This window comes from Vibrio sp. 811, assembly GCF_033339195.1.
This window is the reverse complement of the sequence record NZ_JAWOUB010000006.1, coordinates 92,949-119,250: the sequence shown is the minus strand read 5'-3', so window position 1 is coordinate 119,250 and position 26,302 is coordinate 92,949. Positions and strand designations below refer to the sequence as shown.

Here is a 26,302-nt window from a genome sequence, read left to right as displayed (position 1 = left end):
ATGGTTTGGTTATTTACCTTTCTTGGTTTTCTCGCAATCATTTTGTTGATGTCACTTGGCGTCATTTTTCACAACAAGCGCATTCAAGGGAGTTGTGGTGGTTTGAATAATGTCGGCGTTGACAAGGTGTGCAATTGTGAAACCTCATGCGCAGAACCTGAAAGGCGTTTATATCAAATCTCAGAGCCTAACTCATCACCTGAGCGCTAAGGCTTTTGGCCCATTGCGGCAAGGTTTGCCGAAACCAGTCCAAATATTTGCTGGTCTGCGGATTCTCTCTGGAGACCAGTATGTTGACTACCTCGACAACGATCCACGCTTTTGCTAGTCCGATATCGCGCGCCAATTCTGTTGTTTCACCTTTCTCTGCGCACTCTATATACTTGCCTGCTACGTTCAAGTAATCATCAAATGTGCCCATGCCCTCGATGAGCGGCGCTAAATCTATCGCGACATGCCCTGTAGAAAAGCGTTCCCAGTCGAACAGCACCAGCTCGCCATTTTCGCGCTGTCCCCAGTTTCCAGCATTCGAGTCTCCGGAGATCAAGTTCTGTCCATCGAAAAGATGCGCCGATCGTTGTTGGAGGTTGTGGAAGAACTGCTCTGTCTCTGAGCCCAGTTCAAGTGTAGCGAGTGCTTGTTGAGTCGCTTGTGGTGTCCACTGGTGGCGGTGATAAACACCATCTGATGTTGGTGGAAGTTGGTGCAGTTTGACGAGTTGTTCAATGACTCGATCATCTTCAAGTAAGAATGCTTGCTCGACTGCGTGGGGAACGTATTCAATGTGCAGAACGTTTTTCTGGTCGTCGAATTGAATCAAGCGCGGTACGTGTATTCCAAGCGCGTTAAACTGTTCGGCATAGCGTTGATAAAACGCGACTTCTATTTGAGTAGGGTTACGTTTTTCTATTACTTGGACGCCATCTTTTTCGATGAGAAAAACTTTGGCACTGCCCATTTGGTTGAGTTCTTGCTGCGACACCGGACTTCCTGTCTTCATGTAGAGAGAGCTCACCTTAATCGCTGCACTCACGTTTGCCAATAGCCACGACAAAGTGCCTCAAAAATATTAAATGCAACTGTTTAAATATGATTTTGTCGTTGGTGTCTAAATTTTACACAGTTACGCCTGTACTCCGATAAATTCGTTCTACGCTTACTATTCGTCTTAATAAAGGAGAACCAAAATGGCTGTAATGAAGCAGGATATTCCAAATCGTGTAACGGTTTACCATGACAATATCGATCAAGAACAAGAGCTGAAAAATGCGATGCTGCCAGAGAAACCGCGCTACTTTAACGGTGCTCCGACTTACAAAGCGAACAGCATCGAAGAGTTTGAAAGCAAAATCAGTCAGATAGGTTTGTCTCTCGATAAATAATTTTTCTTTTACCTAAAAGCGCCCTCAAAATGAGGGCGCTTTTTTGTTTATGTGATTGATTTGAATCTTAGGGAATTAACCTTGTTGTGTACTGCCTTGGCAGACCTGTTTTTGCACTGCTGGTGGCGCAGGCTCGTAATGGCTTAAGGTCATACTAAAGCTGCCTTCACCACCAGTGATAGAGCGTAATCGACGAGCGTAATCTTGCAGCTCGTTTACAGGTGACTTGGCTCTGAGTAAGGTGAAGCTGCTGTCGATTGGCTCGGTGCCTTCGATTAAGCCTCGGTTTCCAGATAAATCTCCAGAAACATCGCCAACGTTCGCGGTTGGGATGTGCAGTTCCATCTGGACAATGGGTTCTAGCACAATAGGATCTGCGTTGTTAATCGCATCTAAAAAGGCTTTCTTACCTGCGATGACAAACGCAATTTCTTTCGAATCGACGGAGTGATATTTACCGTCATAAACGGTGACTTCCACATCCTTAATTGGGTTGCCAGAAATCGCGCCTTCCTCTAACGCTTGCAAAATACCTTTTTCAACAGCAGGAATGAGCGCGGTTGGAATGGCGCCACCCACTACTTTGTTGATGAACTTAAATCCGGCACCACGTTCGAGTGGACGAACCTTCAATTGCACTTCACCAAACTGGCCTGCACCGCCACTTTGTTTTTTGTGTCGATAATGCCCTTCGGCAGGTTTGGTGATGGTTTCAAAGTATTCGACGCTTGGTTGGCAGGTTTCGACGTCCAGTTTGTACACGTTCGCCATCTTTTCTAATGCGACTTTGAGGTGAAACTCCCCTTGGCCGCTGATGATGGTTTCGTTGGTGCGAGCGCGATGTTCGATGCGCAGAGAAGGGTCTTCACTGGCAATTTTATTCAGCACATCTCCTAATTTTTGCTCATCTCCACGCTTAAGAGGCTTCAAGCACAAAGAATACATGGAGTCAGGAAGGTCCAACGTTTTGAGTTGAACTCCATCTTCTTCGTGAGAGTCATGAACGATTGAATCGAATTCGAGATCATCCACTTTGGCTAAAACGCAGAAGTCGCCTGCAAGCGCGCGAGGGATCTCGGTTCTATCTTTGCCCTGCAGTTGATATAAGTGCCCAACTTTAAATGCCTTGTTGCTTTCGCCAATATAAAGCAGGCTGCCCGCATTGATTTCACCCTGATACACACGTAAGTAGGCAAGTTTTCCCATATATGGGTCGACGCTGACTTTGTACACGTGTGCGACGGTGTGCTCTAAGGTTTCGCAATTTACTTTGATTTTTTTGCCGTTCTTTTCCAGTAGAGGAGGGTTACCCTCGTTTGGCATGGGCATGATCTCCGCCAAGGTGCGCAGCAGCAACTCGACGCCCGCGCCGGTTTGTGCTGAGACAAAACAGACCGGAATCACATGTCCAGTTCTCAGTGCTTCTTCAAACGGATCATGCAGTTGCTCTGCGGTGAGTTCGGAGCCTTGTTCCAGATACAGTTCCATCAGTTCTTCATCGACTTCGATGACTTGGTCAATTAAGGTCTCATGAGCTTCATCTACCGTTGCAAGTAAGGTTTCTCGTCCCAATTCTGGTTCGAAATAGCAGTCAACTACAGATTCCCCGTCAGCCGAAGGTAAGTTGATCGGCAAGCAGTGGTCACCAAAATGCTCAACGATGTTCTCCATCAATCTTTCTAACTGATTACCGTGGTTATCGAGCTTATTGATGATGATCATCTGACATTTTTGCTGCTCTTTAGCAAAGGTGAATAAGCGATCGGAAGTTTGGTTTAGTGGGGTTTGAGGGTCGATGACAAGGGCAGATGTTTCAACGGCAGGAAAAACGCTGATAGTACGGCCAAGTAACTCGTTTTGTCCCGGAGTGTCGATGATATTGAGCCGGTGTTTATTCCAGCGCAGTGCGACTGGCGTTGCTTCAATACTGTGTTGATATTGGATGGATTGAGGGTCGAAGTCGGTAACGGTATCGCCTTTTTCTACGCTGCCTAAATGGTGCGTGGCATCGCAGGTGAAGAGCAGTTTTTCTATCAGCGTGGTTTTACCGGTCCCGGTTTGGCCGACAAAAGCGATATTGCGTATTTTGTTGATAGGCATAGAGCCTCCTTGCAAGATGGCGTGAAAAACCTACGAATTGCTAGGAAGTGGGTTGTTATAGAAACCCACGCACTGCATTGGAGTAGGGCGGGATTACCGCCTATTCGTTTTCCACGTCATTTTCCGGATGACTCGATGCATAAGACCACCTTCTTGGACTACTGGAATCTTAGCATGCCTCAATAACCATATAATTTATGTGACTTATTTCATGATGGGGCTGATTGTCTTTTAATCGAGATCATAAACTCAGAGGTTCTGACTTTTGGAGCAAAACCTCTGGATTGTTTAGGCTATTTGGAAAGAACGATTTCGCCGTCGCAATAAACCAAGCTTGGCGTTACATCTTGTCCGAGCAGCACCGGGCCATCAAGATCGACAACGCTTGCCTGAGCTGCAATAGGTAACGCGGCTCGCATCGCCAGCGACGTCCCCAACATACAACCGGACATGAGGCTAAAACCGAGTTTTTGGGCGTCGTCGGCTAATAATAGTGCTTCAGTGAGCCCGCCAGTTTTATCTAGCTTAATATTCACCATTTCATATTTGCCAACCAACTGATGCAATTGCTCTCTGGTGTGACAACTTTCATCGGCGCAAAGTGGAATGGGGTGCGGAATGCTGGCGAGTACGTCGTCGCAGTCTTGTGGCAACGGTTGCTCGATCATGGTGATATTAAACGGTTCGAGTTGAGCAAATACCGTCGCGAGGTCGAGGTTTTGCCACGCTTCATTCGCATCTAAGACAATTTGTGCGTGCGGCGCGGCATCGCGTACTGCTGCAACGCGCTCAATCACGTTTTCACCATCCAGTTTTACCTTAAGCAGTTTTGCGCCTTGGCTAAGGTAAGCTTGTGCCTGTTTTGCCATCGCTTGCGGCTTGTCGATAGAAACCGTCATCGCCGTCACAATCGCCTCGGGTAACGTAAAGAGGTCGTGAACCTGCTGCTTTTGGCTCAAAAGCGCGTGAAGATGCCAAAAGGCGCAATCCAATGCATTTCTTGCCGCCCCTGCGGGTAATAACGATTGAAGCTGGCTTTTGAGAACCATGACATCAGCTTCGCCTTTGGCATACAAACTTTGCAGTTCATGCGCGGCGTGAGAAATCGCCTTAATCACCGATTCAACCGATTCACCATAACGAGGGTATGGCGTGCATTCACCTTGGGCGGTCATGCCTCGATGTTCAATTGTCACGCGGACTACGTGGCACTCTGTCCGACTGCCGCGAGAGATGCGAAATGGTGTCGCCATGGCAAGCGTGACAGGTTCTACATGAATTTTCATCTCACTAGTTTTCCCTAAACCACAGTTATTTTCTAAACCGTAAATGTTTCTTAAATCGTAAGGAGCCTATCTGCAACCGCATCAACGCCAAAACGCACAGGGTCGGTGACGGGCACCTGGTATTTGTCGCTCCAATCCTGGCATAACTGGGCTGCATCTTCTTCGCTGATCGCCGAAGTGTTCAAGCAAATACCCACTAATTGAGCGTTTGGATTTGTTAGGCGAGCAGCGGCCAGATTCGCTTCTATCGTTTGTTCAATGGTTGGCAAGCTCACATGTGGTAAGTTGCGGATGTGCGGGCGACCAATCTCATGGCACAGTATCAGAGCGTCAGCTTGTGCGCCGTGAAGTAAGCCCAAACTTACGCCAGCAAATGAAGGGTTAAACAATGAACCTTGCCCTTCGATGATGTCCCAATCGTGATCGGTGAACTCAGGGCTGATCGCTTCTACTGCGCCGGAGATAAAATCGGCAACTACAGCATCAATCGAAATGCCACTGCCTGCGATGAGAATTCCGGTTTGACCCGTTGCTTTGAACTCTGCACGACAGTTTTTACGCTTCAATGCATGCTCAATGGCAAGGGCAGAGTACATTTTGCCAACGGAGCAATCTGTCCCTACAGTAAGTACTCGCTTGCCTGCGCGAGCTTTGCCATTGCCGACCTTGAGCGGGGCATCATAATGGCGAACATCATACAGTTTGGTTAATCCGCGTTGTTCTAGATCGGCAAGAGGATCAAATTCCGCCAAACGTTGGTGCATGCCCGATGCAATTTCAAATCCCATCTCTGCCGCTTCAAGTAAGGTTGCTTGCCAAGCTTCGGGAATGACGCCTCCTGGATTTGCCGTGCCGAGCACCAGCGTTTTTGCTCCTTGCTGCTGCGCTTGTTGTAGTGTCATGTCGGTTAAACCAAGCGATACGGTTTCTGGCGTCAGGCGGATTTGGCCAAGACAAATCTCAGGTCGCCATTGGTATATGCCACGCGCGGTTTTTGCTGCGAGTGGATCGGTTACATCGCCAAGAAAGAGTAGGTAAGGTTGAGCAATTTGCATGATGGTTCCCTTCGTCATCGTTATTGCTCATTAATGTAGCCAGACTGATTTAGGAAACCGAATGCTTATTTGTTAGGCAGGCATAACTTCAGGTTATACCTTTAAACCATTTGTTGTTTTAGGGCGGTGATAAATTGCTTTGTCGCAATGGATTGAGGTGTGTGCTCTGCGAATAAAACAGAGACGGAGAAGGACATATTTGGCTCCAAAGCATGCACGGAAACGGCATTATCTTGGCGATATTGTTTTGCAGTCCAAGGGTCTACAATCGCGAATCCTGCTTCGTTTTTCACCAGTTCAGCCGCCGCGGAGTAGCTGCGGACGGTGATGGCATGTTGATAATGTTCGTCACGCGCCGATAAGGTTTGATGCAGCAATAAGCCCAGAGGGTCTCGGCTATCTAAACCGATAATGGGTAAATCGTGACTGATGAGTTCTTCTAAAGTGACGGTTTTTTCTGTGGGTATCGCTGCGCTTTTAGGGGCAATTAGCGCCAAGTTTTCTTTTAATAACATGTGTCCCATGATCGCTGGTGGCGTTTCTTCACCGAACGCAATGGCGACATCCAATTCATGTTTCAGTAAACCTGAGCACAGCTCATCGCGATTGGCCGTTAAGAGCTCAAAGGAGATGCTGTGCTCTTTCGACAACAACGCGACAGTCGGCGCTAACAAGTGTGCGGCCAAAACAGGCGGAGCACCAACTCGTAAATGTTGAGTTCCCTGTTTGACTTTGTTGGTCAGAGAGCGAAATTGTCCGAGTTGTTGATAGACTTTTTCAGCCTCTGGCAATAAGGCTTTGGCTTCTTGAGTTGGAACGAGACGGCCCTTTACACGCTCAAATAAAGCGAAGCTCAGTTGTTGTTCTGTATGGGCGAGAACTCGAGTGACATTAGGTTGGGAAACGTGCAGTAAGCGAGCCGCGCCTGACACCGTTCCTGCTTGCATAATGGCGTAAAAGACTTCTAATTGCCTTAAGTTCACTGAGATTTCCCTCTGCTCATGTTGGTCACCTCAGAATACCCAACCTTGCTGATAAGCGATAGAGGTAAAAGTGCTGGCGTAAAAAATAGGAAGACGATGTTGGTTGCCTTCCTATCTCGCTTTTTCAATTTCTCAACTTCTCAATTTCTATGCTTCACTTTGCTGCTGCATGAAGGGGCAGGTCGTTAAACGGCTCGACGTCTCGGCTGAGTAATCCCATTAAAATCACTGCTAACACCATGACAGCAGCTGCGATTGCAAAACCGTATTGTGTTAGTTCGTAATGACTCAATATTGCAATCAGGACGTAACTGAGAGATTGAATGGTGGTGGCAAACATGCTGATGCCGCCATCGACGCGACCTCGTTGATGAACCGCTACGGTGTGATGCATCCAGTTGACTCTCGCAATGCGATTTAGCGCGTTAAATACGCCAAACAGCGCCGTAAACAACAAGATGATCTGCGGGCTCATCGTAAAACTCATCCCGATAAGCGCAAAAGAGACCATAACCATCGAAGCGAACATAATGTGGCTATGGGAGGCACGGTTTAGCACTTTGGTGACAATAAAGCCGGTTAGCAACGAGCCGAGGCCAAAACTGATGTTGAACCCTGCAAACCAATCGCCAGAGATGCCTTGTTCAGAAAACCAAATCGGCACCAGTTTGCTCAAATACGTCAATGCAGGATAAGAGAGGCAAGAGAGCAGAATAAAGCCATAAAATCGGGGTTCGAGACGGAATATTTGTTTGCTCTCTTTGAGTTGCGCGATGAAAGCAACGGATTTTGATGCCCTTAATTGTTGAGTATAAGGCGTCAGAATATAGAACATCGCTGCTAACGCAGAGGCGCTGGCCGCAAACAAAGCAAACTCTTTCATGCCCCACACTTCAAGCAAAACAATACCCAACGCGCCAGCTCCGAGGGTCGTGGATTGCATTACAATTTCTTGCTGACCCGAAATTTTCGCATACTCATGGTGCTGATAATTTTCTTGGGTGAAGGCATTGTTGGTCGTCCATGCAAAATTACTCGAAACCCAATACACCAATTGCGCAAAAGCCAGCAACCAGTGTGACTCAAACCCTAACCAATAAGCAATGAACACCACCAAAGCCATACCCGATTGAATCCATTGATTGAGCACGAGTAGTACTTTGCGTGAATGTCGGTCAATTAAAGTGGAAAAGAAAGGCGTTGCTAGAAAAGAAATCGCGGTGCAGCTCAGAGAAACTAAAGCGACGAAAGTGCCCATGTTAGGTTCGGAAAGCATTACCCATGGCAGCGCCATCATGAATAAGCCAGAGGAAATGCTGTCGAAGAAGCGGCCAGCTAAGTACGGCTGAGTTTTATTTTTCATTATGTTTGCCTCTAACTCCCGATGGCTTTCAAAAGGTTGATGTCCAACTGTCTTGTGTTTAACAACCAAGTCGTTCGCGCTGAACACATTATCTTGAGATCGCCGGGGTTTAGCGTTAATTAAGATGGTGCAACTTTAAAACCTCAAGTAAACTTGAGGTAAAGCATTTTTTTAACAAAATTGATACACAGGGAGTCAAGGATGGAAATCAGCGTAGGAGAAGTGGCAAAACGTTCTGGAGTGAAAGTATCTGCCCTACATTTTTACGAGCAAAAAGGACTGATTTCGAGTTGGAGAAATCAAGGTAATCAGCGTCGCTACCATCGTAGTGTGTTGCGCCGTGTTGCGGTGATCAAAGCAGCGCAGCAAGTTGGGTTGTCGTTAGAAGAAATTAAACATGCGTTAGATGAACTGCCGAAACACCAAGCCCCTAACAAAGCGCAATGGGAAGAAATGGCAAGCCATTGGCATGAACAGTTAGAACAAAAGATTCAAAAACTTAAAGCGTTGCAAAACGATTTAGGAGGATGCATTGGCTGCGGGTGCTTGTCGTTAGAAACCTGCGCACTGCGAAACCCAGAAGATGTATTAGGGAAAGACCACTCGGGGTCGAACTTAACGTTAGATGAAGAGTAGCGATTATCTCTATTCTTTGTCGAAACTGTCGACTACGATCGCGCCCATCGAAGCAGGCATTGTGATGACGATAACGCGTTTTATCGCAACCAAAGGCTCATTCATGAGTGGCAGCTTATCAAGACAGAAAAGAACTAACGCTACCACAACGGCCGCAATGAGGTACGCGATAACCACACGAAAAATAAAGATGGATACGCGATTCTTGATGTGGCTTTGAAACACGCTTTGATACGCGAAAAAACTGAGGAAAATGACAGAAAGACTTAACAGCATGAGCAAGTTTGCCATTGGTAGGCTCTCACCCAATCGCCACGCTTCCTCCGAAAATGAGATCGGGACTGCTAGGGCAAAAGCGCCAACCAATACTTGGCTAGCGTCTTCTAGATTAAAGTGGCTGCTCATGCTGTTTATTCCATTATTCGCTTGCTAGATGTAAGAGCTTTTCAAAACGCTCATTACCGTGCAGCAATTCGAGGTCTCGTTCTTCGGCAAGTAAATCACGAATGGATGGGCTGTATTCAATTGCGCGTTCCAAGTCTTCAATAGCTTGCTCTTCGATACCAAGGCGAGAGTATGCACACGCGCGTTGATACAATGCAGGACCGTTGGTGTAATCGACTTCAAGTACGCGGTTACAAATGCTAAGTGCCCAATGGTATTCGTTGATTTCCATCGCTGCGTCGGCTTTGTAAGTCAACGCTTCTAAATCACCTGGACGAATTAATAAGATTTCATCATAGATTTCAATACGTTGTTCTGGAGTTTGAGAGCTTTGTGCACGTAGCCATAAGTTATGGATCTCGTTGATTTTCTCAATCTCTTTGTTGTTTTCGCTGATAATGCGAGTTTTGCGTTTTAAATCTCGCTCAAGGGCGACAAACTTTTTCTCATATTCTTGGGCGATCTTCTCCAATCGTTTATCAGCCATCTCTTTGGTGTTGTGTTTAAACTCGCGCAGAGATTGCCATCCGACAAAGGCAATCAGCGATGCGACACCAGCAATGATGTAGAAGAAGTATGTAACGGTCACGTTGGCATAGTTCAACGATTTATCTGCGACCGTTAGCTCGCGATCGGTGATCTCTGTGATCATTCGCTTTTCTAGGCTTTGATAGTCCTGACGCAGCGCTTTTAGTTCATCTAAAATATAGCGTTCCATTAATGGTCTATCTAACAGATCCGATTCTGAATACTTTTCCTCCGATGCCATTGTTGGCAAGGCAAGTATCAGCGAGAAAAAAATACCAATAAATAAGCGCATATAACGTCCTTTCACGAGAAGAGTACAGATAGACCATGCAACAATAGCAAATAGCACAAACGTTTAGCAAAGTTATTACAAAAGAAATAACAGTCGTCTTCGTAGAAGTCATATTCTTGTTGTTTTTCAGTTTGTTCCTGGTGGTTATTTGTGGTGATATCTTTTATCCTCCTTACGAATTTATGATTAATGGAGTGAGCATGGACGCGCGAGCTAAGGATTACTTAGAACAATTCCTAGAATTATTATCACCAGAACAAAGGGAAGCTGTACCATCAGTCAGTGCTGACTATTATTGTGCCGACGAATACAACGCGAATGTATGCGCAGATTTGGTTCGTATTGGACAGAAAACTGCATCGTGCAGTTTGGAGCTTTGGTATCGAGAACATGGTGAAACCATGCCCCAAGTCGGTCATTTACAAGTAGTGACGAATTGGGATGGGGACCCGGTTTGCGTGATACGAATTACTGACGTAAGTACATGCAAATATGAGGATGTAACCGCAGAGTTTGCCTTCGCAGAAGGCGAAGGTGATAGAACCTTAAACTGGTGGCGTGATGCTCATACTGCATTTTTTAAAGCTGAATGCGATGAGTTGAACATCGATTGGCATGAGAAACGTACGCTGGTTTTAGAGCGTTTTGAAGTGGTGTATCCCGTCAATTAATCTCTGATAGCAGCACTGATTTGAAGTGCTGCTTTCTTTATCGAGAGACCATTTTTAGCGCTTTCGAGCGGTCACACTAAACATGTGCCAATGTTTTTGGCTTCCGACTACAGTGGTCCCGTCTTCATCTCTTTCATGCAATGAAATGAGGTCGTAACCTTCGAATAAGCTTTCCACTTCCTTTTTCGTTAATGCGGTAATGTTTGGATGCATTTCGGAGGTCACCCAGGAGTCTTTCACTCCCAAGAAATCGCCGCAGAAGATACCGCTCGGTTGTAATGCGCTGTCTATTTTTGTCCAGACTTGTTTGAAGCCTTTGTCAGGGCAAAAGAACAAACTGGCATTTGCGATAACCAAGCTGCACTGAGGATAATTAAACTCAGTAAAACAGCACTGCGAAACCGAAAATCGTTTGTTACCTTCAAAGCGTGTTAAACAAGTTTTTATTGCATCTTCATTGCTATCACATGCGTGAACCTTAAATCCCTTTTCGAGGAGAAAGTGGCTGTCTCGACCTATTCCGCAGCCAATATCAAGAGCGACTTTGCCTTCTATCTTAAGTCGATTTACGGCATTTTCCACGCTTGGGCGGTGAGGTTGGCTTAAAATTTTCTGATAGTATTCATTCCATTGCGCTGGCATTGAGCTTCCTTATGTTGGTTGTGCCCCCCAGCCCCAAAACTAGCGTCCATTTTGTTTCGCTTTACTGGGTAGGTTTGCAGTATTGGCAACTGTTATAGCTGATCTTCAATTGGTAATATTCCGGAGAACCAAGCACCCATTTTTCGCCATACTCCTGCTTCTGGTTCGGACTTGTATTCTTCGCCTGTTTTTACGTCGGTCCAGACAATGTCCCCGTCGCGCAGAGTTAAGGCATAGGCGTTACTCGACAGTTGACTCGGCAGTTGTTCTAGAAACATTTGCACATATTCTGGCTGTTCGATAACAACGGCCATTTCGGTATTCAAAGCGGCCGAACGTGGGTCCCAGTTCATCGAACCAACGAAAAGTGTTTTGTTATCAATCGTCATTGCTTTAGCGTGTAAACTTGCTCTGCTACTCCCCGTGAGGCTCCACTTACTTTTGAGTTTCGCGCTCGCTTTTACTTCCCAAAGCTTTATTCCAGCTTCGAGTAATTCTTTTCGATATTTTGCGTACCAACCATGCACGGCAAACACATCGTTAGACGCGAGGCTATTGGTCACAATCGTGATATCAACGCCTCGCTTGGCCGCGTTACTTAATGCTTGAGTACCTACTTCAGTTGGAACGAAATAGGGAGAGATGAGCACAAATGAATCCTCAACACTTTTAACCAGTTCCGACAAATTATCAATAAGTTGGCTCTCTCGGGTTGCGACTTTATCGGGCAGATCAAACCATACTTTCGCTTCTCCCCAGTAGAGCTTGAGTTTGCCTTGTTTTAGATCTTGGTACATATCCAGTTGTGTGAAGTCATAGCGGCCGGTTGAAAACTTTTCCTCTAACCGGAGTTTATTGACCTGCTTTTGAATCGCTTGGTCGGTAATTTGCTGTGAATTCGGTGTAATCCATTCCATTGGTATCGCATAGGCGCTATTCCAGTAGAGGTCGAACTGATCGGCAGTTTGTTGTACCGCCTCACCATAGAGCAGAAGATCAAAATCACCAAACTCAACTTGCGATTCAAAAGAGAAGTATTCATTGCCGATATTTCTACCACCGACAATAGCGGAAACACTGTCTGCAATCAGAGACTTATTGTGCATACGACGATTAAGGCGTTCAAAATCGCTAGCAAGAGCGAACCAACGGGAGTCGCGATACTGATGCGGGTTAAATAAGCGGATTTCTATATTAGGATGTGCATTGAGGGCAGCCATCACATCGTCGTTTCGCTTTTGCATATCGTCAAGCAACAGTCTTACTCGAACACCACGCTTTGCCGCTTCATACAATCGCCACGTTATTAGCTGACTCGTTTCGTCACCACGGTAAATATAGTATTGAAGAACAAGGCTTTTCTGGGTGGACTCGATCAAAGAGGTTCGAGCAAGAAGGGCATCGTGTCCCTGATTTAACGGTGCAAAGCCAGTTATGGACTTAGGGTCTCTCCCGTAAGCTTCAAAGTACTGCGCAAGAACAGAATCCTTTTGATAACCGAGCTGAAAGCTGGTGGACTTTTCACTGGCGTCATTCAACGATACGGATGAGCATGCCGATAAAATAGTGAGCAGCGAGGGGAAGAGCAACTTGGCGAGCGTTTGTAACAAAGCACATTTCCTTGTCTTACAGAGTGTTACCTACTCCAAATTATAGACTTAAGCTGACGCCACATGCACCCAGAACCGTTTGATAACGAGCGATTAATCAATGAATTGCCATAGAGCCTGCACCAAGTTCAACTTTTAGAGCGCAGATAATCATTTATTTTAATTATCATTATGGCCGTATTGGTCATAATCACTAATATCTGGTGATTATGACCAGTAGCACACTGGATAAAATAATGGTTTTTATATAACCATATGATTTTTAATAAATAAATGCTTGGCATGTCATTTGCTGTTTAGAATAAAAGTTAAGTCAGAGCAACTTGCGCAGTTGGTTAATTTTTTGTTAATTTTATTAACTTTGAATTGGCAATAACTATCTAGTTCGCTGCTTAAAAGACTAGGCAAGCGCCGCTTTGATGTTTATTCAAATTCAATTCTCTCACCACCATGCTTACCGGGAGCAATGGACTGAATAAAAGTGTGGTGTTGAAAACAACAATAAAAAAGGATTTTCGATGTTAGCAAAACCCATATTACGTTGGCTTTTACCCTTCGTCGTCGTTGGAGGCTCTTATGCAGGATATGCTGCAATTGCCGCAACTGCGCCGGAAAAAGAGTCAACCAAAGATGCAATTACAGAACCTACTGTTCAGGCTTCTTCTCTTTTTCCTACTGATCACAAAGTGGTGATTACCAGTCACGGTGAATTAGTCCCTTTTGAAAAAACACACCTTTCCGCGCAAGTCAGTGGTGAAGTGATAAGTTGGCACCCGAATTTTGTAACGGGTGGCATCGTGAAACGAGGAGAGGTTCTTTTCACAATTGAAAGCGACAACTATGAAGCGTCGGTTTTACAAGCTGAAGCCGATTTAGCTAGTGCACGCGCAAACTTGATTGAGGAACAAGCGAAAGCCGAAGTGGCAAAACGTCAGGCAAAGAGACTGAGCGATAAGCAAGTGACGGATCTGTATTTACGCAAACCTCACGTTTTGAGCGCACAAGCCCAAGTGAAGTCGGCTCAAGCGGCACTCAAACGAGCAAAAAGAGAGTTAGAAAATTGCAAAGTCGTTGCACCTTACGATGCGCTGGTTGTTGAGCGTGATATTGGTGTTGGTCAATTTGTTACATCTGGTTCTCGAGTTGCCACGTTAAACAACATCGAAGTGGCAGAGGTGCACGTACCCATTGCCGGTTTTGATAGTGCATTTTTACCTGAATCCATTGGTGAACTCACTGCGACAGTGACGCAGCAAGGTGTGTTTTCTACCACTAGAGAAGGTCGAGTAGTTCGTGATCTAGGCATGATTGATAGCGCTACCCGAATGATTAACATGGTCATTCAAATCGCGGACCCATACGGTGTCGATAACCAGCTGCCTCCAATTAAATTCGGCTCCTACGTTGAAGTGAGCTTCACTGGTAAGGAACTTAAGCACATCTACCGCTTGCCACAGGAATTAGTTAAAAACCGTACCGTGTGGGTGGTGAATGGCGATAATCAACTTCAACCCAGAACCGTCACGGTTTTGAGAGCAGAAGGTGAGTTTTTGCTGGTTGGCGAAGGTTTAGAGCAAAGTGATAAGTTGGTACTGACCTTACCAGAGTACCCTCAAAAAGGCATGGCGGTACAAATCGCAAAAAAGAGTGACGACTCCGAAACCGTCGTACAGTAAGTAGGAGTATGTCATGGAAGATACTAAACAAAAGGGCTTAATTGCCTATTTTGCGAATAATCCCGTCGCTGCCAACCTTTTGATGGTGTTCATCATTATCATGGGTGTGGTGAGTTTTCTCTTTATTCAAAGGCAGATGTTTCCGAATATTGAGGTGAACTACATTGATGTTCGTGCGACTTATCCTGGCGCTTCTCCTCAAGAGATAGAAGAGAGTATTCTCGTTAAGGTCGAGGAATCGATTAAAGACGTCACCGGGATTAAAAAAGCAGTCTCAACGGCCTCTAGAGGTAGCGCGTATGTTTCCATCGAGGTAGACGTTAATGCCGATATCAAGCGTGTCTTAGATGATGTAAACCAACGTATTGATACCTTGTCTAACTTACCAGCGGGTATGGAACCAATCAATGTCTACCAAGTTGAATGGCGCCAAGATGTAATTGAAATGGGGTTAGTTGGGGATCGACCGCTCGAGGAGCTTAAACCGCTTGCTAAGCAAATCGAAGATGAATTACTTCAGTTAGAAAACGTCATGCTGGTGTATCTGAGTGCGCCAGAAGAAGAAATAGCGATTGAAGTTGACCCACTTGTTCTTCGTAAATACGACCTGACGTTGAGCGATATCAGCAGCGCGATCAGCCGTTACTCAGCCAACTTTTCTGCGGGCGAAGTAAAAACAAACTCAGGGATGATTGCAGTAAGGATTGAAAACCAATACTACCGTGGTGATGAGTTTAGAAATATTCCTGTAAAGCTTGGCGCAAATGGTGCGAAGGTGTTACTGCAAGATATCGCCACGATCAAAGATGGCTTTACGGAAGAAGAGCGCTATTTTGAATACTCAGGGCAAAATGCGATCTACATGTCTGTTGAAGCCACTCGTGATCAGAACATTATCCCTGTTGCACAGTCCGTTCGTAATTATATTGAAGCAAAAAACAAGACATTACCGCAGGATGTTAAGCTCAAAGTCTTAGTTGATACGACTTATTATTTAAATGGGCGTCTCGACATGATGTTGAAAAACTTGCTGCAAGGCGCTGCATTAGTCGCGATTATGCTGACCATTTTCCTACGTTTCCGCTTGGCTATGTGGGTAATGATTGGGCTACCTGTCTGTTTTCTCGGTGCCGTAATGATGATGCCTGCATTAGGAATCACGGTAAACATCGTGTCTCTTTTTGCCTTCATTATGGTACTCGGTATTGTAGTTGATGACGCCATCGTGATGGGAGAGAGCGCTTACAGCGAAATTGAAGAAAAAGGCGGTGGCGTCGAAAACGTGGTTCGTGGTGTAAAACGTGTTGCCACACCAGCCACTTTCGGTGTGTTAACCACAATTGCGGTGTTTGCCCCTTTCTTGTTGTCTAGCGGTATTGATAGCGCTTTCTTTTACGGCATTGCTGGTGTCGTGATTCTGTGTTTGATCTTCAGTTTGATTGAATCGAAGCTGATCCTTCCTGCACACCTTGCGCATACTCATTTTAAGCCAGTTAAACCAGGTGGTTGGCGTGACCGATTTAACCAACGTTTTTTTGGTTTTGTAAATGGTCCATATCGGAACTTTGTAACAACATGCACCCATTGGCGCTGGACAGTGTTTGCGGTGTTCTGTGGTTTACTGCTGATCAGCGCGGCTTTGATCAACGCGAATTATGTTCGGGTGATCCCTAACCCTAAAGTGCCGACTGACTATCCTGCGATCACTATTGAAATGAATGATACCGTTTCAAGTGAGCAGACAATCAGTGCACTCAAGACTATTGAACGTGTCATGCAAAAGATCGAATCTGAGACCATTGCAGAACATGGTCAAGGAATGATTCGTGATGTGCTGTCGTACAACAGAAGCCGCACCGAAGGTCGTGTATTAGTACCTCTGGTTGATGAAGAGTTACGCCCGTTCAATACATTTGAACTGGCTCGACGTTGGCGTGAAGCTATGCCTGTTATTCCAGGTATGAAGAGCATCAAAATCCGCGAGCAGAGTGCGGGTGGTGGTGACAGAGATGAGTTTGGCTACTTGTTGTTTGGTTCTAACATCAATGAGCTCAACGAGGCTGGGCGTTACTTGATAGAGCGTTTACAGCTGGAAGAAGGGTTATATGATATTTCATCTTCTATTGATTCTGGAAGCAAAGAAGTACTCCTGTCTCTTGCGCCTGTAGCGTACGATCTCGGTCTGGATCTCACCATGATCGCAGAGCAAGTTGGTGGCAGCTTTTATGGTGGCGAAGCACAGCGCATTATTCGTGATGGTGAAGAAATTAAAGTTATGGTGCGTTACCCGCAACTGACGCGTGAAGCATTCTCATCATTGCGTTACGCCGTGATTACCACACCAGCAGGTAAGAAGGTCATGCTAGGTGATGTGGTGAAGATCAACGAGCAGCCGGGCGTGAGTAGCATTCGACGTGAAGGCGGGTATCAAACCGTTTATGTCTATGGTTCGATAGACGAAGAATTGGTTGAACCTCAAGAAATCGTGAAGGTCATTGACGACAATATCTTACCGGATATGAAGCAAGCGTTCTCGAGTGTGAAAACAGAATTGGGTGGTGATATTGAAGAGCAGGCTGCGCAGCGTAATGAACAGATTTTGTTCTTTATTGCAGGTATGATCATCGTCTACATCTTGTTAGCTGTACCGTTAAAAAGTTATACCCAACCTTTGATTGTAATGTCCGTCATTCCGTTTAGTCTGACGGGGGCGATTTGGGGCCATTTCTGGCTAGGTTTAGACATCAGTATGATGTCGACATTTGGTTTGATCGCCGCTGCTGGCGTGGTTATCAACGACTCTCTGGTTATGACAGATTACGTAAACCAAGTGAGAGAAAGGGGTATGAACATCAAACAAGCGGTTGTTGAGGCGGGTTGTGCTCGTTTTCGAGCTATCACGCTCACCTCAATAACGACGTTTGCGGGTGTATTGCCGATAATGTTTGAAACGAGTTTGCAGGCGCGTTTTGTCATACCGATGGCTGTCGCTTTAGGCTTTGCGGTGTTGTACGCAACGGTTCTGACTTTAGTGTTGGTGCCTTGTTTGTATTTAATGCTTGAAGATATTAAAAATATTTTCAGATCGATTAAGAGGTTTATCCATCGTTTGATTAATCGTTTCAGAAAGTCGCCAGTGACGTCGAGCGTTGAAGCAAGCGTATCGAGTTAACAAGCTTGGTATTAACGATTAGGAGCAGCCTTCGGGCTGCTTTTTTGTTTCCGCATTTTGATTCAAAGCGATTTTTTAGTGGGCAGTTACGTAATTATCTGATGAGAAAACTGCCTGACAAAGCATTTCTAATGTGTATGTTTCTAATGTTTTAAATTCGTATGGTTAATTTGACACTTGGTTAGCGAAATTTACCAGACGAAGATAACGTTGAATATGAGGGTTTGTTTAAGTTGTTGAAAAATAACAAAATAAAAGTTGGCATCGTATGTGCAATATATAAATTGTAATTAAAATTAACTGCTAATCCTCAAGGAGCTTATTATGAAAAGCGTATTTCTATCTACTCTAAGTCTTATTGCTGTAATGTCATCACCAATCGCTGCTGCTAACACTTTAGACAAAGAGGAGTGGAGCTCAGATTTACGTCAGGACTTTTCTGAAATGAAACATGAAGCTATAGCAGATATTCAGCAAATGAACATCGATGCCATTCACGCACGTGATGAGCGTATCGTGAAAAACATTAAAGATGATCAAGAACAGTTAGTAAAGGTAACGTGCCACAAAGAGAAAGCAAGCAAGTCATAAACGCCGCTAAAAGAGACTAACAGACGAAAATGAATCCAATACGAGTTCGGTGTTAGTTAGCAGTAAGCACTGACCTTGTTGCTCTACTTGCCAGCCTTTTAAGGCTGGCTTTTTTGTTTCTCATTTCATGGGTGGAGATCAGATCCTCAAGCTTATTATCAATAGTTGGCGTGTTTGATGAGCTATTGCTGGATGGAGCGGATGTAACTTTCAAAAGTGTAGATTTCAGTAAAGTGGAGGTGATGTTAGATATTTAAAATTTAGAAAAGATCCGATCTCCTTTTTGACCTTCATAATACCTTAGTATGTGGCTTACCTTTACTTGAATTAGAACTCATATTGCAGGCTCTCGTTTAAAGGTATTGATGCATATTTGAAGAGTAAGAGATAGACATATGAGTTTTATTAAAATGTGTAAAGATGGTTTTAGAGGAAAGCCGGATTTCTCTGACTTATTACATAATGCGTTCCAGATAGATGACTTAGTGCTGTCATTTGAGTGTCCGAACAACATATATGAAGGACATGTATACCAGGATCTTGTTAATTTAGAACAGTTCGATGTTGAATCAAAAATAGAGAGGCATGAAAGGTTTGTAAAGTTAGCTACGGTATATTTTTTGTTTCAGAAGAAAATATTAAACCCTTTGCTTCCTATTAACAAACAAGGTGGATTATATATTAGGCTACGGGTTAAATCTACTGGAGAAGATATTGATAATATTAGTCAATTGTCCTCATTTTTAGAGAGAGAATATTATGATTTTTATCATGCCCCGGAGCAAAGTGAAGGCTCTATGAGGGGGTATCATACAGACTTGATGAAAGAATTGACTAAGCGTGCGAATAAACAATGGGGAGAAATTCCAGAAAGTGAAGACCGAAAAAGAGAAAAAGAAGAATATTTAATTAGAGGTTTCTTAAGTGGTTATCCACCAATAAAGTGTGAGATAGTTGAAGTTGGAAAAAACAAATACTCAAAATACTCAGAAGGTAATCTTAAGTATAAGAGTGAATTACGAAGAGTATACAATTTACCCATAAAAAATGAATTCTACCTGAGCATCGAGTTTTGGTATAAGTACGAATCGATGTTTGCTAAGCAGAAGTTTTTAGATTGGGTGAGAAGTGCGGATGAAACCTTTGAAAAAAAAGTATTGGAATTACTGGATTTGTCTCCGCTCATCGACTCGTATACAGCCAAAGCGGTAAAGGGATTGAACGAAAAAACTAAGGCAGAGTAACACAGCGTCAAGAAAAGCTAGCAAAGTATGTAGCCATGAGAGAAAAATGAATCAAATTGGATGCCTATTTACCTTTGTACGCCATGGCGCATATAAGGCCAATGGATTTAGTATAGAGCTTATCACAAATATCAATACATATTTAAATAACAAGAGATATAAATATGAATTTTATCAAAATCTTTAAAGATGGGTTTAGAGGGAAACCAGATTTTGCACACTTGTTACATAATGTATTCCAGATAGATGACTTAGTACTATCATTTGAATGTCCGAACAATATATATGAAGGTCATGTATACCAAGATTTTATTGAATTACAACGGTTCAATATTGATTCAAAAGTAGAGCGGCATGAAAAGTTTATAAAATTGGCCACGATTTATTTCTCTTTTAAAAAGAAAATAATAAATCCACTATTACCAATCAATAAACAAGGTGGTTTATATATTCGGTTAAGGATTAAATCTTCAGATGAAAATATTACTAGTGTTAATCAACTATCCTCATTTATAGAGAAAGAGTACGTGGATTTTTATCATGCTGTAGAGTCACCTGACGGTTCTCAAAAAGGTGATCATACAGAGTTGATGAATGATGCCATTGCGTACGCAAATCATCGTTGGGGAATAGACCCGATAAACGAAGAAAAAAAGAGAGCGAAAGAAGAGTTCCTTGTAGGAGAGTTTCTTCGTGGTTATCCTCCAATCAAATGCCAAAATATCAAGATTGGTGAAAATACATTTTCAAAATATGTAGAAGGAAATTTGGAGTATAAAAAAGACTATCGAAGAGTGTACAATTTTCCTATCAAAAATGAGTTTTACTTTAGTATTGAATTTTTATATGAAATCGAGCCTATATTTGCTCAAAAAAAGTTTTTAGATTGGGTAAGACACGCGGATGAAATCTTTGAAAAAAACGTTTTAGAGTTGCTAGCACTGTCTCCGCTTATTGATTCGCATACTACCTCCAAATCCGAAAGGTTGGCAAAAAAAGTTGATCCAGAGCGTTCATACTTAACTTAAAGAAAAAAGCCCGCGAAGAATGCTTTCACGGGCGAAAAAAGGGCACCAAATTGGGTGTCTATTCATTTTGGAGGTGGTCGAACGTCCATATAAAACTGACAATAGGCTTGGTGAGAGGCTTACCACCAGCGCGACCAACGAGGCTAAAGTTAACATTGTTGTAATGATTGTTAAAATGTTAATTCTTCAATCAATGTTTTCATTATCGTGAGTTTAAATTGTGAATGTGTTGCCTACGTGTATTTTTACTCTGTGAAATTCCGTTTTTGACAATAAGACATATTATAAATCTTGTGTTGGTTATTTGATTTGGTTATATAAAACTCAACATACTTAATCCTTAACTGTTCATATTCACACTTAATGAGACACAATAACCCTCTGTTTGTTAAGTGATTGTGTGTTTTTTAACGCATTGGTATTGAACAAAAAGCGACCTAAGCCGCTCTTGTGCATTTTGATAAGTTTACTTATCAGTCGTTTTAGATTTCTTCGTGCTTATGGACTAGGCCGAAGTCAGCTAAAATGGCATACGCAGCAGGGATCATAAACAACACCAGCAGAGTGGATGCAAAAATACCAAACACGATGGAGATAACCAGTGGTTGAATAACCTGTGCTTGCAAACTGGTTTCAGTCAGTAATGGAAGCAAACCTGCTGCAGTGGTCATTGATGTTAGGAATACTGCTCTAAAGCGTTCCCGACTGGCTTTGACTACCGAGTCGTGCACATTATCTCCTTCATCGACATGATGGCGTATGTACTGAACTAACAGAATCGAGTCATTCACCACAATCCCCGCTAGTGAGACGAAGCCCATCATACTTGGCATACTTAATGAGTGACCGAGTAGGATGTGTCCCCATACCACACCAATAAAGGCGAGTGGAATCGCGAGCATGACGACGAATGGTTCCAAATAACTGCGGAATTGGTAACTCAGAATCGCAAACACGCCAAACAAACCAAGCAAGAAGCCTTTACCCATTGATGCGCCAGTTTCTGCGGTATCTTTGGCTTCGCCTTCAAAGTCGAAGCGAAGACCAGGATACTTTTGCATAAGCTTTGGTGCTTCATCCTGTTGGAACTGACGAATAATGGCGGTTGAGTTGGCTTTCGTATTGTCGATATCGCCGAATACGCTCACAGTGCGCAAGCCATCAATGCGCTGGATTCTTACGTAATTACGCTGGAAATCCAAAGTCGCAATGGTCGCGAGTGGAATTTGACTACCATCGGACAAGATAATTGGGAAGTTTGCCAATTGCTGTAAGTCACCGGCTTGTGCTTTATCGAGGCGAACTTCGATGGAAATGTTTTCTACCCCAACTTGGATTTCGTCTGCGGTTTGGCCAAAGAAAGCCGCACGCAATTGATTGGCGATGAGCTGGCCGTTAATCCCGTAAGCTTCTGCGCCCGGACGCAGTTTAACCAAGACTTCTTCTTTACCCATACGCATGTCATCCAACACGCCATGGACACCGTCAAACTCATTCAAGTATTGCTGAATGTCGATAGAGGCTGCTTTAAGCGCATCCAGATCATCATGCTTCGCTCGAATCTCAATCGCCCGGCCACCCGGTCCCATGGTCGGTTGTTTAAATACCAACGAGATAGGATCGGCAAGTTCACCAATGTCTTCGCGCCATGCATCGATAAATTCATCGATGAGTGTGTTACGACTCTCGGCTCCCAGCAAATCCAGACGTACCGTGGCTATATGAGGGCCAGATTCATTCGCATCGGCATTGGCGTTGAATTGACTGGTGATGTGCAGAACCAATGGATTGCCGTCTTCCACTTTTTCTGTCCATTCTTTATCTAGCTTTTGAGCGGAAGCGACGATCTTATCGACGACGGCTTCAGTTTGAGACAGAGAAGAACCCGGAGGGAGAATAATGCGCGCTTCTGCAATATCGCCATCCAGTTCAGGGAAGGGTTGAAACTTGAGCAAACCACCGACTAACGTGGCTGCGGAGATAAGAAGCAAGGCAACCACACCACCCATAAAGGCATAGCGATACTCGACCACTTTATCCACTGCGTTGACCAAGGTGGTGTTGCGAAAGTTTTCAAAAGAAGCGAGCAGCTTTTGTTTGAACTTCAGTGTTTTTCGCTCTTGCTTTTGTTTATGCAGGGAATGAGAAAGGTGGTTAGGTAGGATCAAGAAGGCTTCCACCAAACTCAAACTCAAAACGAGGATCAGAACTTGAGGAACTGCTTTAAGTACCGCACCCATTTCACCTTGCAAGAACAACAAGCTACCGAAAATACACACCGTGGTTAGGAAGGAAGAAATTACCCCCGGCAGTACCTTTTTCACGCCTTTAATTACGGCATCATCGATCTCTTCTCCTCGGTCGAGGTGAGCGGCGATCGATTCGGCAATAACGATGGCATCATCCATCATGATACCGATGGCCATGAGTAACCCGACCAAAGACATGATGTTGATGGACAGGCCAAGTTGCGCCATCAAAAATAACCCACCTAAGAAGGCAACGGGTAAACCAGCTGCGACCCAAAAGGAATAGCGAAAACTAAAGAACAACCACATGGTGGCGAAGACCAGAATGATACCTTGCCAACCGTTTTTGACCATCATGGTCAGGCGATCCCAAAGCACGGATGAAAGGTCATTGGTCATTTGTAGCATCACACCGTCTGGCGCGATGGCTTGTTGTTCTTCGACAAATTGAGCAACACGTTCTTTAATGCGCAGTGCATCGTCTTCTTTGTTTTTGCTGACTTTTAGTAGGGCAGAAGGGTGACCATCAAAGAGGACTTTCTGTTCGTCCAATTCAAATCGGTCGGTAATCGTCGCAATGTCTCTTAGACGGATGATTGAGCCATTTGTACCAGAGCCCACGACAATAGTCTCAAGCTCTTCTGGCGTCACGCGTCGTTCGTCAAAGCGGATCAGAAAGTTCTTATCTGGCGTTTCGACATTACCACTTGGCAACTTGACGTTTTGACGACCAATCTGCTCCGCAATATCACCAACACTCAAACCAAGTTGTCGGATAGCTTGAGTGTCTAACTCTACTCGGTATTGGTGGTCAGAGAAGCCAGCAACTTCAACCAAAGAGACATCGTAATCGATTTTTAACGTGCGTTTAAGCTGTTCGGCATACGCTTTTAGCTCTGGCCATGTGGTATCTGCGGTGATCGCGACATCCACAACTGGCTCGTTCCAATCGAGCTCTTGGACCACAGGAGATTCAATCTCTTGTGGGAAGTCGTTTATCGAGTTGATCTGGGTTTGAACATCAACCAACATGCGCCCAATGTCGGCTTCTTCATTCAGTTTTAAGATAAGACGCGCAGAACCCTCAATCGCTTCACACTGAGTTTCTTTAATGTTGGCAAGGCCATCGACAGCATCTTCCATTCGGATACAGATGCTCTCTTCTACCTCTTGAGGGGAAGCGCCGGGGTAAACCACACCAGCTAGGATGTAGGGCGGATCAAACTCAGGAAAAGTTTCACGCTTAATCGTGGAAAGTGAAGAAATTCCCAATATCAGCAGCGTTAGCATCAGCAAGTTGGCTGCTGTTGGATGCTTGGCGAAGAATCGGATCATGAATCAGACTCCTCAATAGCCGTTTCTGACTGTTCAGGTGACTCTTTCAATAGCATGCCGTTAATCGCAGGCAGCAAATCGTTGATGATCAGCTTCTGACCTTGCTCTAGTTCACCATCGATCACCACTTGGTTATTGCGACGATATAACACTTCAACCGTGACGACTTGCAGACGGTTGTCATCTCCCATCAGGTAAATCTTATCGCCATGAAGCGCACGCTCTGGGATGACCCAACTCGGGTTCTCTTGTCCCTCAATTAAGGCACGCACAAACATGCCGTTCACCAATGGAGGCGCAGACGTTGGGTTTAATGCACGGTAGTCTTGTTCAATTTCCAGAATCACACCGGCAGTCGCTTGGCTTGGATCAACCGTTTCACTGATGCGTGCAACTTTCGCAGGCCAGCTTGCAGAGAGGTTACCGCTGCTGAGTTCAATGTTGGCATGAATTGCATTCATATCAGGTTGTGGAATACCAGATTCATCGCGGACAAACTCACCGATGCTCGCCGCCAAAGTTTGCATGTCATGAATGGATAGTTGAGCTTCCACTTCCATGACATCAATACCATGTCCTGTCACCATGGTTTGTTGGAGGTTAACCACTTGCTTTTTCTCAATTTCTACGTCAGCAATACGCAAATCGTAAGGAAGCGTGATGATGGTTTTATCAAGCGAGCGTTCGGCCTCATCCACTTTTGATGCATTAACTTTAACTAGGGCTTCCGCGACTCGTTTCTCATCCGGCATCAAACCAATTTGATTTTCAATATCCAGTACTAACTTACGTTGAGAGAGCGCGCTTTGCTCTTGCTGATCTACATCCGATTGTGAGGTTAAGCCTTTCTTACGCAGGTTTTGTTTACGGTCTAACTCTTTGTTGGCGATAACCAGACGGTTGGCCTCTATCTTGAGGGTGCTTTTGAGATTCGCTTCTTCTTGGTTCAGCTTAGCCAGAGAGGTTTGGGCAGATTTGAGATCGGCTTGAGCTTGAACCAGTTTCAATTCGTAATCGAGTGGATCGATGCGCAAGATTTCCGTTCCTGCTTGCAGTACTTGTCCTTTTTCCAGTTGCGGATGACGGTACACCACTTTACCTGTCACTTCGGCTATCGCTTTCCACTCAACTTTCGGAGCGATTTTGCCAAAGCCAATAGCAACAGGCGCAATGGCTTTGAGCTCAAGAGGAATTGTCTCGACCAACCGTGCACGATCTCCTGCGGGTTTTACGGGCAAATCTGGTTTGAGGCTAATCGCCAAAAACAGAATGACGACCCCCACCGCAAGAGCAGGAAAGAACAGCAGCTTTTTATTTATTTTCATATTGGTCGCCCGAGTCTAAAAATCCATGTTTCATCAGTTGTATGTTGTGTTCGAATAATCGGTTCAAGAAGGCTTCAGAAAGTTCAATGCCATGAATGGCAAGCAGTGCTGGTGGTGCCATAAAAGGAAACACCATCAAGCTGATGTAAGAGACGCGACAAAGTTGAGGGTCGGCGTCTTTTCGTAAAACGCCACTGTCGATCAACTTATCAAAGATCACGCCTTGCATTGGCTTGCTGATATCTGCGAAGACTTTTTCGAGCAGTTTGCGTTGGGTTTCCGATGGGGGCATATTCATAACTTGGGCAACTAAGCGTGGGAACTGTGGTACCTTGATCATTTCGCGGTAGTAGGTGCGCATTAGATCGAGAAAGTTTTGCTCGTTACTGTTGGATACCAACGTCTGCATCTGCTTTTGCATCGGTGACAGTGTTTCGCGCAACATGGTCTCGAACAAGCCTTCTTTGTTGCTAAAGTAGTAGCGAATCATCGCCACGTTCACGCCTGCTTTCTGCGCAACTAGGCGAGTAGAGACCTTGTCATAAGCCATAATGGTGAAGAGTTCGCGCGCGTGGAAAATCAGTTTTTCCCGTGCGTCGATATTATCTGTGGGTCTTCCCGCCCTTCGATGCGCTTCCGTCACAATCTTCTCTCAAAATATTAAACATTTGATTAATTATAAGACGCTGA

At 44.5% G+C, this 26,302-nt stretch carries 22 protein-coding genes; 9 read left to right on the top strand and 13 right to left on the bottom strand.

The window, feature by feature from the left end; translation table 11 throughout:
• A complete protein-coding gene (nqrM, locus tag R7Q46_RS11885; RefSeq protein ID WP_017635136.1) occupies window positions 1–210 on the top strand; it encodes a (Na+)-NQR maturation NqrM in 210 nt (69 codons plus the stop codon).
• Here the strand turns inward: nqrM and R7Q46_RS11880 are convergent.
• The gene (locus tag R7Q46_RS11880) at window positions 188–1,000 is read right to left on the bottom strand and encodes an aminoglycoside phosphotransferase family protein (protein ID WP_213867563.1); all 813 of its coding nucleotides are present in this window, start codon (window positions 998–1,000) and stop codon (window positions 188–190) included. The two genes, nqrM and R7Q46_RS11880, sit on opposite strands and share 23 nt — an antisense overlap.
• A 187-nt stretch (window positions 1,001–1,187) precedes the next feature.
• Here R7Q46_RS11880 and R7Q46_RS11875 point away from each other — a divergent pair, with 187 nt between their 5' ends.
• A complete protein-coding gene (locus R7Q46_RS11875) occupies window positions 1,188–1,382 on the top strand; it encodes a hypothetical protein (RefSeq protein ID WP_005373920.1) in 195 nt (64 codons plus the stop codon).
• A 75-nt stretch (window positions 1,383–1,457) separates the two neighbouring features.
• On the opposite strand, the gene fusA is transcribed toward R7Q46_RS11875, so the two are convergent.
• From fusA to R7Q46_RS11850, 5 genes are all read right to left on the bottom strand, one after another.
• Window positions 1,458–3,482 (bottom strand): elongation factor G, encoded by a 2,025-nt coding sequence (gene fusA, locus R7Q46_RS11870; RefSeq protein ID WP_047102779.1) that lies wholly within the window; start codon window positions 3,480–3,482, stop codon window positions 1,458–1,460.
• A gap of 293 nt (window positions 3,483–3,775) precedes the next feature.
• Window positions 3,776–4,768, bottom strand: coding sequence for an N-acetyl-D-Glu racemase DgcA (dgcA, locus tag R7Q46_RS11865; RefSeq protein WP_213871465.1), 993 nt, complete (start codon window positions 4,766–4,768; stop codon window positions 3,776–3,778).
• A 50-nt stretch (window positions 4,769–4,818) separates the two neighbouring features.
• Window positions 4,819–5,823 carry an N-acetyltransferase DgcN gene (dgcN, locus tag R7Q46_RS11860; RefSeq protein ID WP_213871511.1) on the bottom strand — a complete coding sequence of 335 codons (1,005 nt, stop codon included), beginning with the start codon at window positions 5,821–5,823 and terminating at the stop codon, window positions 4,819–4,821.
• A 101-nt stretch (window positions 5,824–5,924) separates the two neighbouring features.
• Window positions 5,925–6,806 (bottom strand): LysR family transcriptional regulator, encoded by an 882-nt coding sequence (locus R7Q46_RS11855; RefSeq protein ID WP_213871464.1) that lies wholly within the window; start codon window positions 6,804–6,806, stop codon window positions 5,925–5,927.
• A gap of 154 nt (window positions 6,807–6,960) precedes the next feature.
• Complete coding sequence (locus R7Q46_RS11850; RefSeq protein ID WP_158155742.1) at window positions 6,961–8,169, bottom strand: MFS transporter; 1,209 nt, start codon at window positions 8,167–8,169, stop codon at window positions 6,961–6,963.
• A gap of 201 nt (window positions 8,170–8,370) precedes the next feature.
• Here R7Q46_RS11850 and soxR point away from each other — a divergent pair, with 201 nt between their 5' ends.
• Window positions 8,371–8,805: a redox-sensitive transcriptional activator SoxR gene (soxR, locus tag R7Q46_RS11845; protein ID WP_138939741.1), complete on the top strand. Its 435-nt coding sequence runs from the start codon at window positions 8,371–8,373 to the stop codon at window positions 8,803–8,805.
• 9 nt (window positions 8,806–8,814) lie between these two features.
• Here the strand turns inward: soxR and R7Q46_RS11840 are convergent, their stop codons facing one another.
• Window positions 8,815–9,210: a DUF2391 family protein gene (locus R7Q46_RS11840; protein WP_005373896.1), complete on the bottom strand. Its 396-nt coding sequence runs from the start codon at window positions 9,208–9,210 to the stop codon at window positions 8,815–8,817.
• Window positions 9,211–9,223: 13 nt separating this feature from the next.
• The gene (locus tag R7Q46_RS11835; RefSeq protein WP_005373890.1) at window positions 9,224–10,069 is read right to left on the bottom strand and encodes a tetratricopeptide repeat protein; all 846 of its coding nucleotides are present in this window, start codon (window positions 10,067–10,069) and stop codon (window positions 9,224–9,226) included.
• Window positions 10,070–10,269: 200 nt separating this feature from the next.
• On the opposite strand from R7Q46_RS11835, the gene R7Q46_RS11830 reads away from it, so the two are divergent.
• Window positions 10,270–10,740: an ASCH domain-containing protein gene (locus R7Q46_RS11830; RefSeq protein WP_005373887.1), complete on the top strand. Its 471-nt coding sequence runs from the start codon at window positions 10,270–10,272 to the stop codon at window positions 10,738–10,740.
• Window positions 10,741–10,794: 54 nt separating this feature from the next.
• On the opposite strand, the gene R7Q46_RS11825 is transcribed toward R7Q46_RS11830, so the two are convergent.
• Both R7Q46_RS11825 and R7Q46_RS11820 read right to left on the bottom strand, forming a co-directional pair.
• A complete protein-coding gene (locus R7Q46_RS11825; protein ID WP_318077523.1) occupies window positions 10,795–11,382 on the bottom strand; it encodes a class I SAM-dependent methyltransferase in 588 nt (195 codons plus the stop codon).
• A 92-nt stretch (window positions 11,383–11,474) separates the two neighbouring features.
• A complete protein-coding gene (locus tag R7Q46_RS11820) occupies window positions 11,475–12,992 on the bottom strand; it encodes a phospholipase D family protein (RefSeq protein ID WP_318077522.1) in 1,518 nt (505 codons plus the stop codon).
• 518 nt (window positions 12,993–13,510) lie between these two features.
• On the opposite strand from R7Q46_RS11820, the gene R7Q46_RS11815 reads away from it, so the two are divergent.
• The 5 genes from R7Q46_RS11815 to R7Q46_RS11795 all read left to right on the top strand — a co-directional run bounded on the left by R7Q46_RS11815 (window position 13,511) and on the right by R7Q46_RS11795 (window position 20,703).
• Window positions 13,511–14,668: an efflux RND transporter periplasmic adaptor subunit gene (locus R7Q46_RS11815; RefSeq protein WP_149192155.1), complete on the top strand. Its 1,158-nt coding sequence runs from the start codon at window positions 13,511–13,513 to the stop codon at window positions 14,666–14,668.
• Window positions 14,669–14,681: 13 nt separating this feature from the next.
• On the top strand, window positions 14,682–17,840 hold the full coding sequence (locus R7Q46_RS11810; protein WP_213871462.1) for an efflux RND transporter permease subunit: 3,159 nt from the start codon (window positions 14,682–14,684) through the stop codon (window positions 17,838–17,840).
• Window positions 17,841–18,164: 324 nt separating this feature from the next.
• Entirely contained in the window at window positions 18,165–18,431 is a 267-nt protein-coding gene (locus R7Q46_RS11805) for a hypothetical protein (RefSeq protein ID WP_318077521.1), read from the top strand.
• A gap of 395 nt (window positions 18,432–18,826) precedes the next feature.
• Window positions 18,827–19,675 carry a hypothetical protein gene (locus R7Q46_RS11800; RefSeq protein WP_064354528.1) on the top strand — a complete coding sequence of 283 codons (849 nt, stop codon included), beginning with the start codon at window positions 18,827–18,829 and terminating at the stop codon, window positions 19,673–19,675.
• A 164-nt stretch (window positions 19,676–19,839) separates the two neighbouring features.
• Window positions 19,840–20,703: a hypothetical protein gene (locus R7Q46_RS11795; RefSeq protein WP_053349326.1), complete on the top strand. Its 864-nt coding sequence runs from the start codon at window positions 19,840–19,842 to the stop codon at window positions 20,701–20,703.
• A 482-nt stretch (window positions 20,704–21,185) separates the two neighbouring features.
• Here the strand turns inward: R7Q46_RS11795 and R7Q46_RS11790 are convergent, their stop codons facing one another.
• The 3 genes from R7Q46_RS11790 to R7Q46_RS11780 are packed head-to-tail and all read right to left on the bottom strand — an operon-like array spanning window position 21,186 to window position 26,255.
• Entirely contained in the window at window positions 21,186–24,287 is a 3,102-nt protein-coding gene (locus tag R7Q46_RS11790) for an efflux RND transporter permease subunit (RefSeq protein WP_318077520.1), read from the bottom strand.
• The gene (locus tag R7Q46_RS11785; RefSeq protein WP_042523281.1) at window positions 24,284–25,612 is read right to left on the bottom strand and encodes an efflux RND transporter periplasmic adaptor subunit; all 1,329 of its coding nucleotides are present in this window, start codon (window positions 25,610–25,612) and stop codon (window positions 24,284–24,286) included. The genes R7Q46_RS11790 and R7Q46_RS11785 overlap by 4 nt, the downstream gene beginning before the upstream one ends.
• Window positions 25,599–26,255, bottom strand: coding sequence for a TetR/AcrR family transcriptional regulator (locus tag R7Q46_RS11780; RefSeq protein WP_318077519.1), 657 nt, complete (start codon window positions 26,253–26,255; stop codon window positions 25,599–25,601). The genes R7Q46_RS11785 and R7Q46_RS11780 overlap by 14 nt, the downstream gene beginning before the upstream one ends.
• Between the last annotated feature and the right edge of the window lie 47 nt (window positions 26,256–26,302).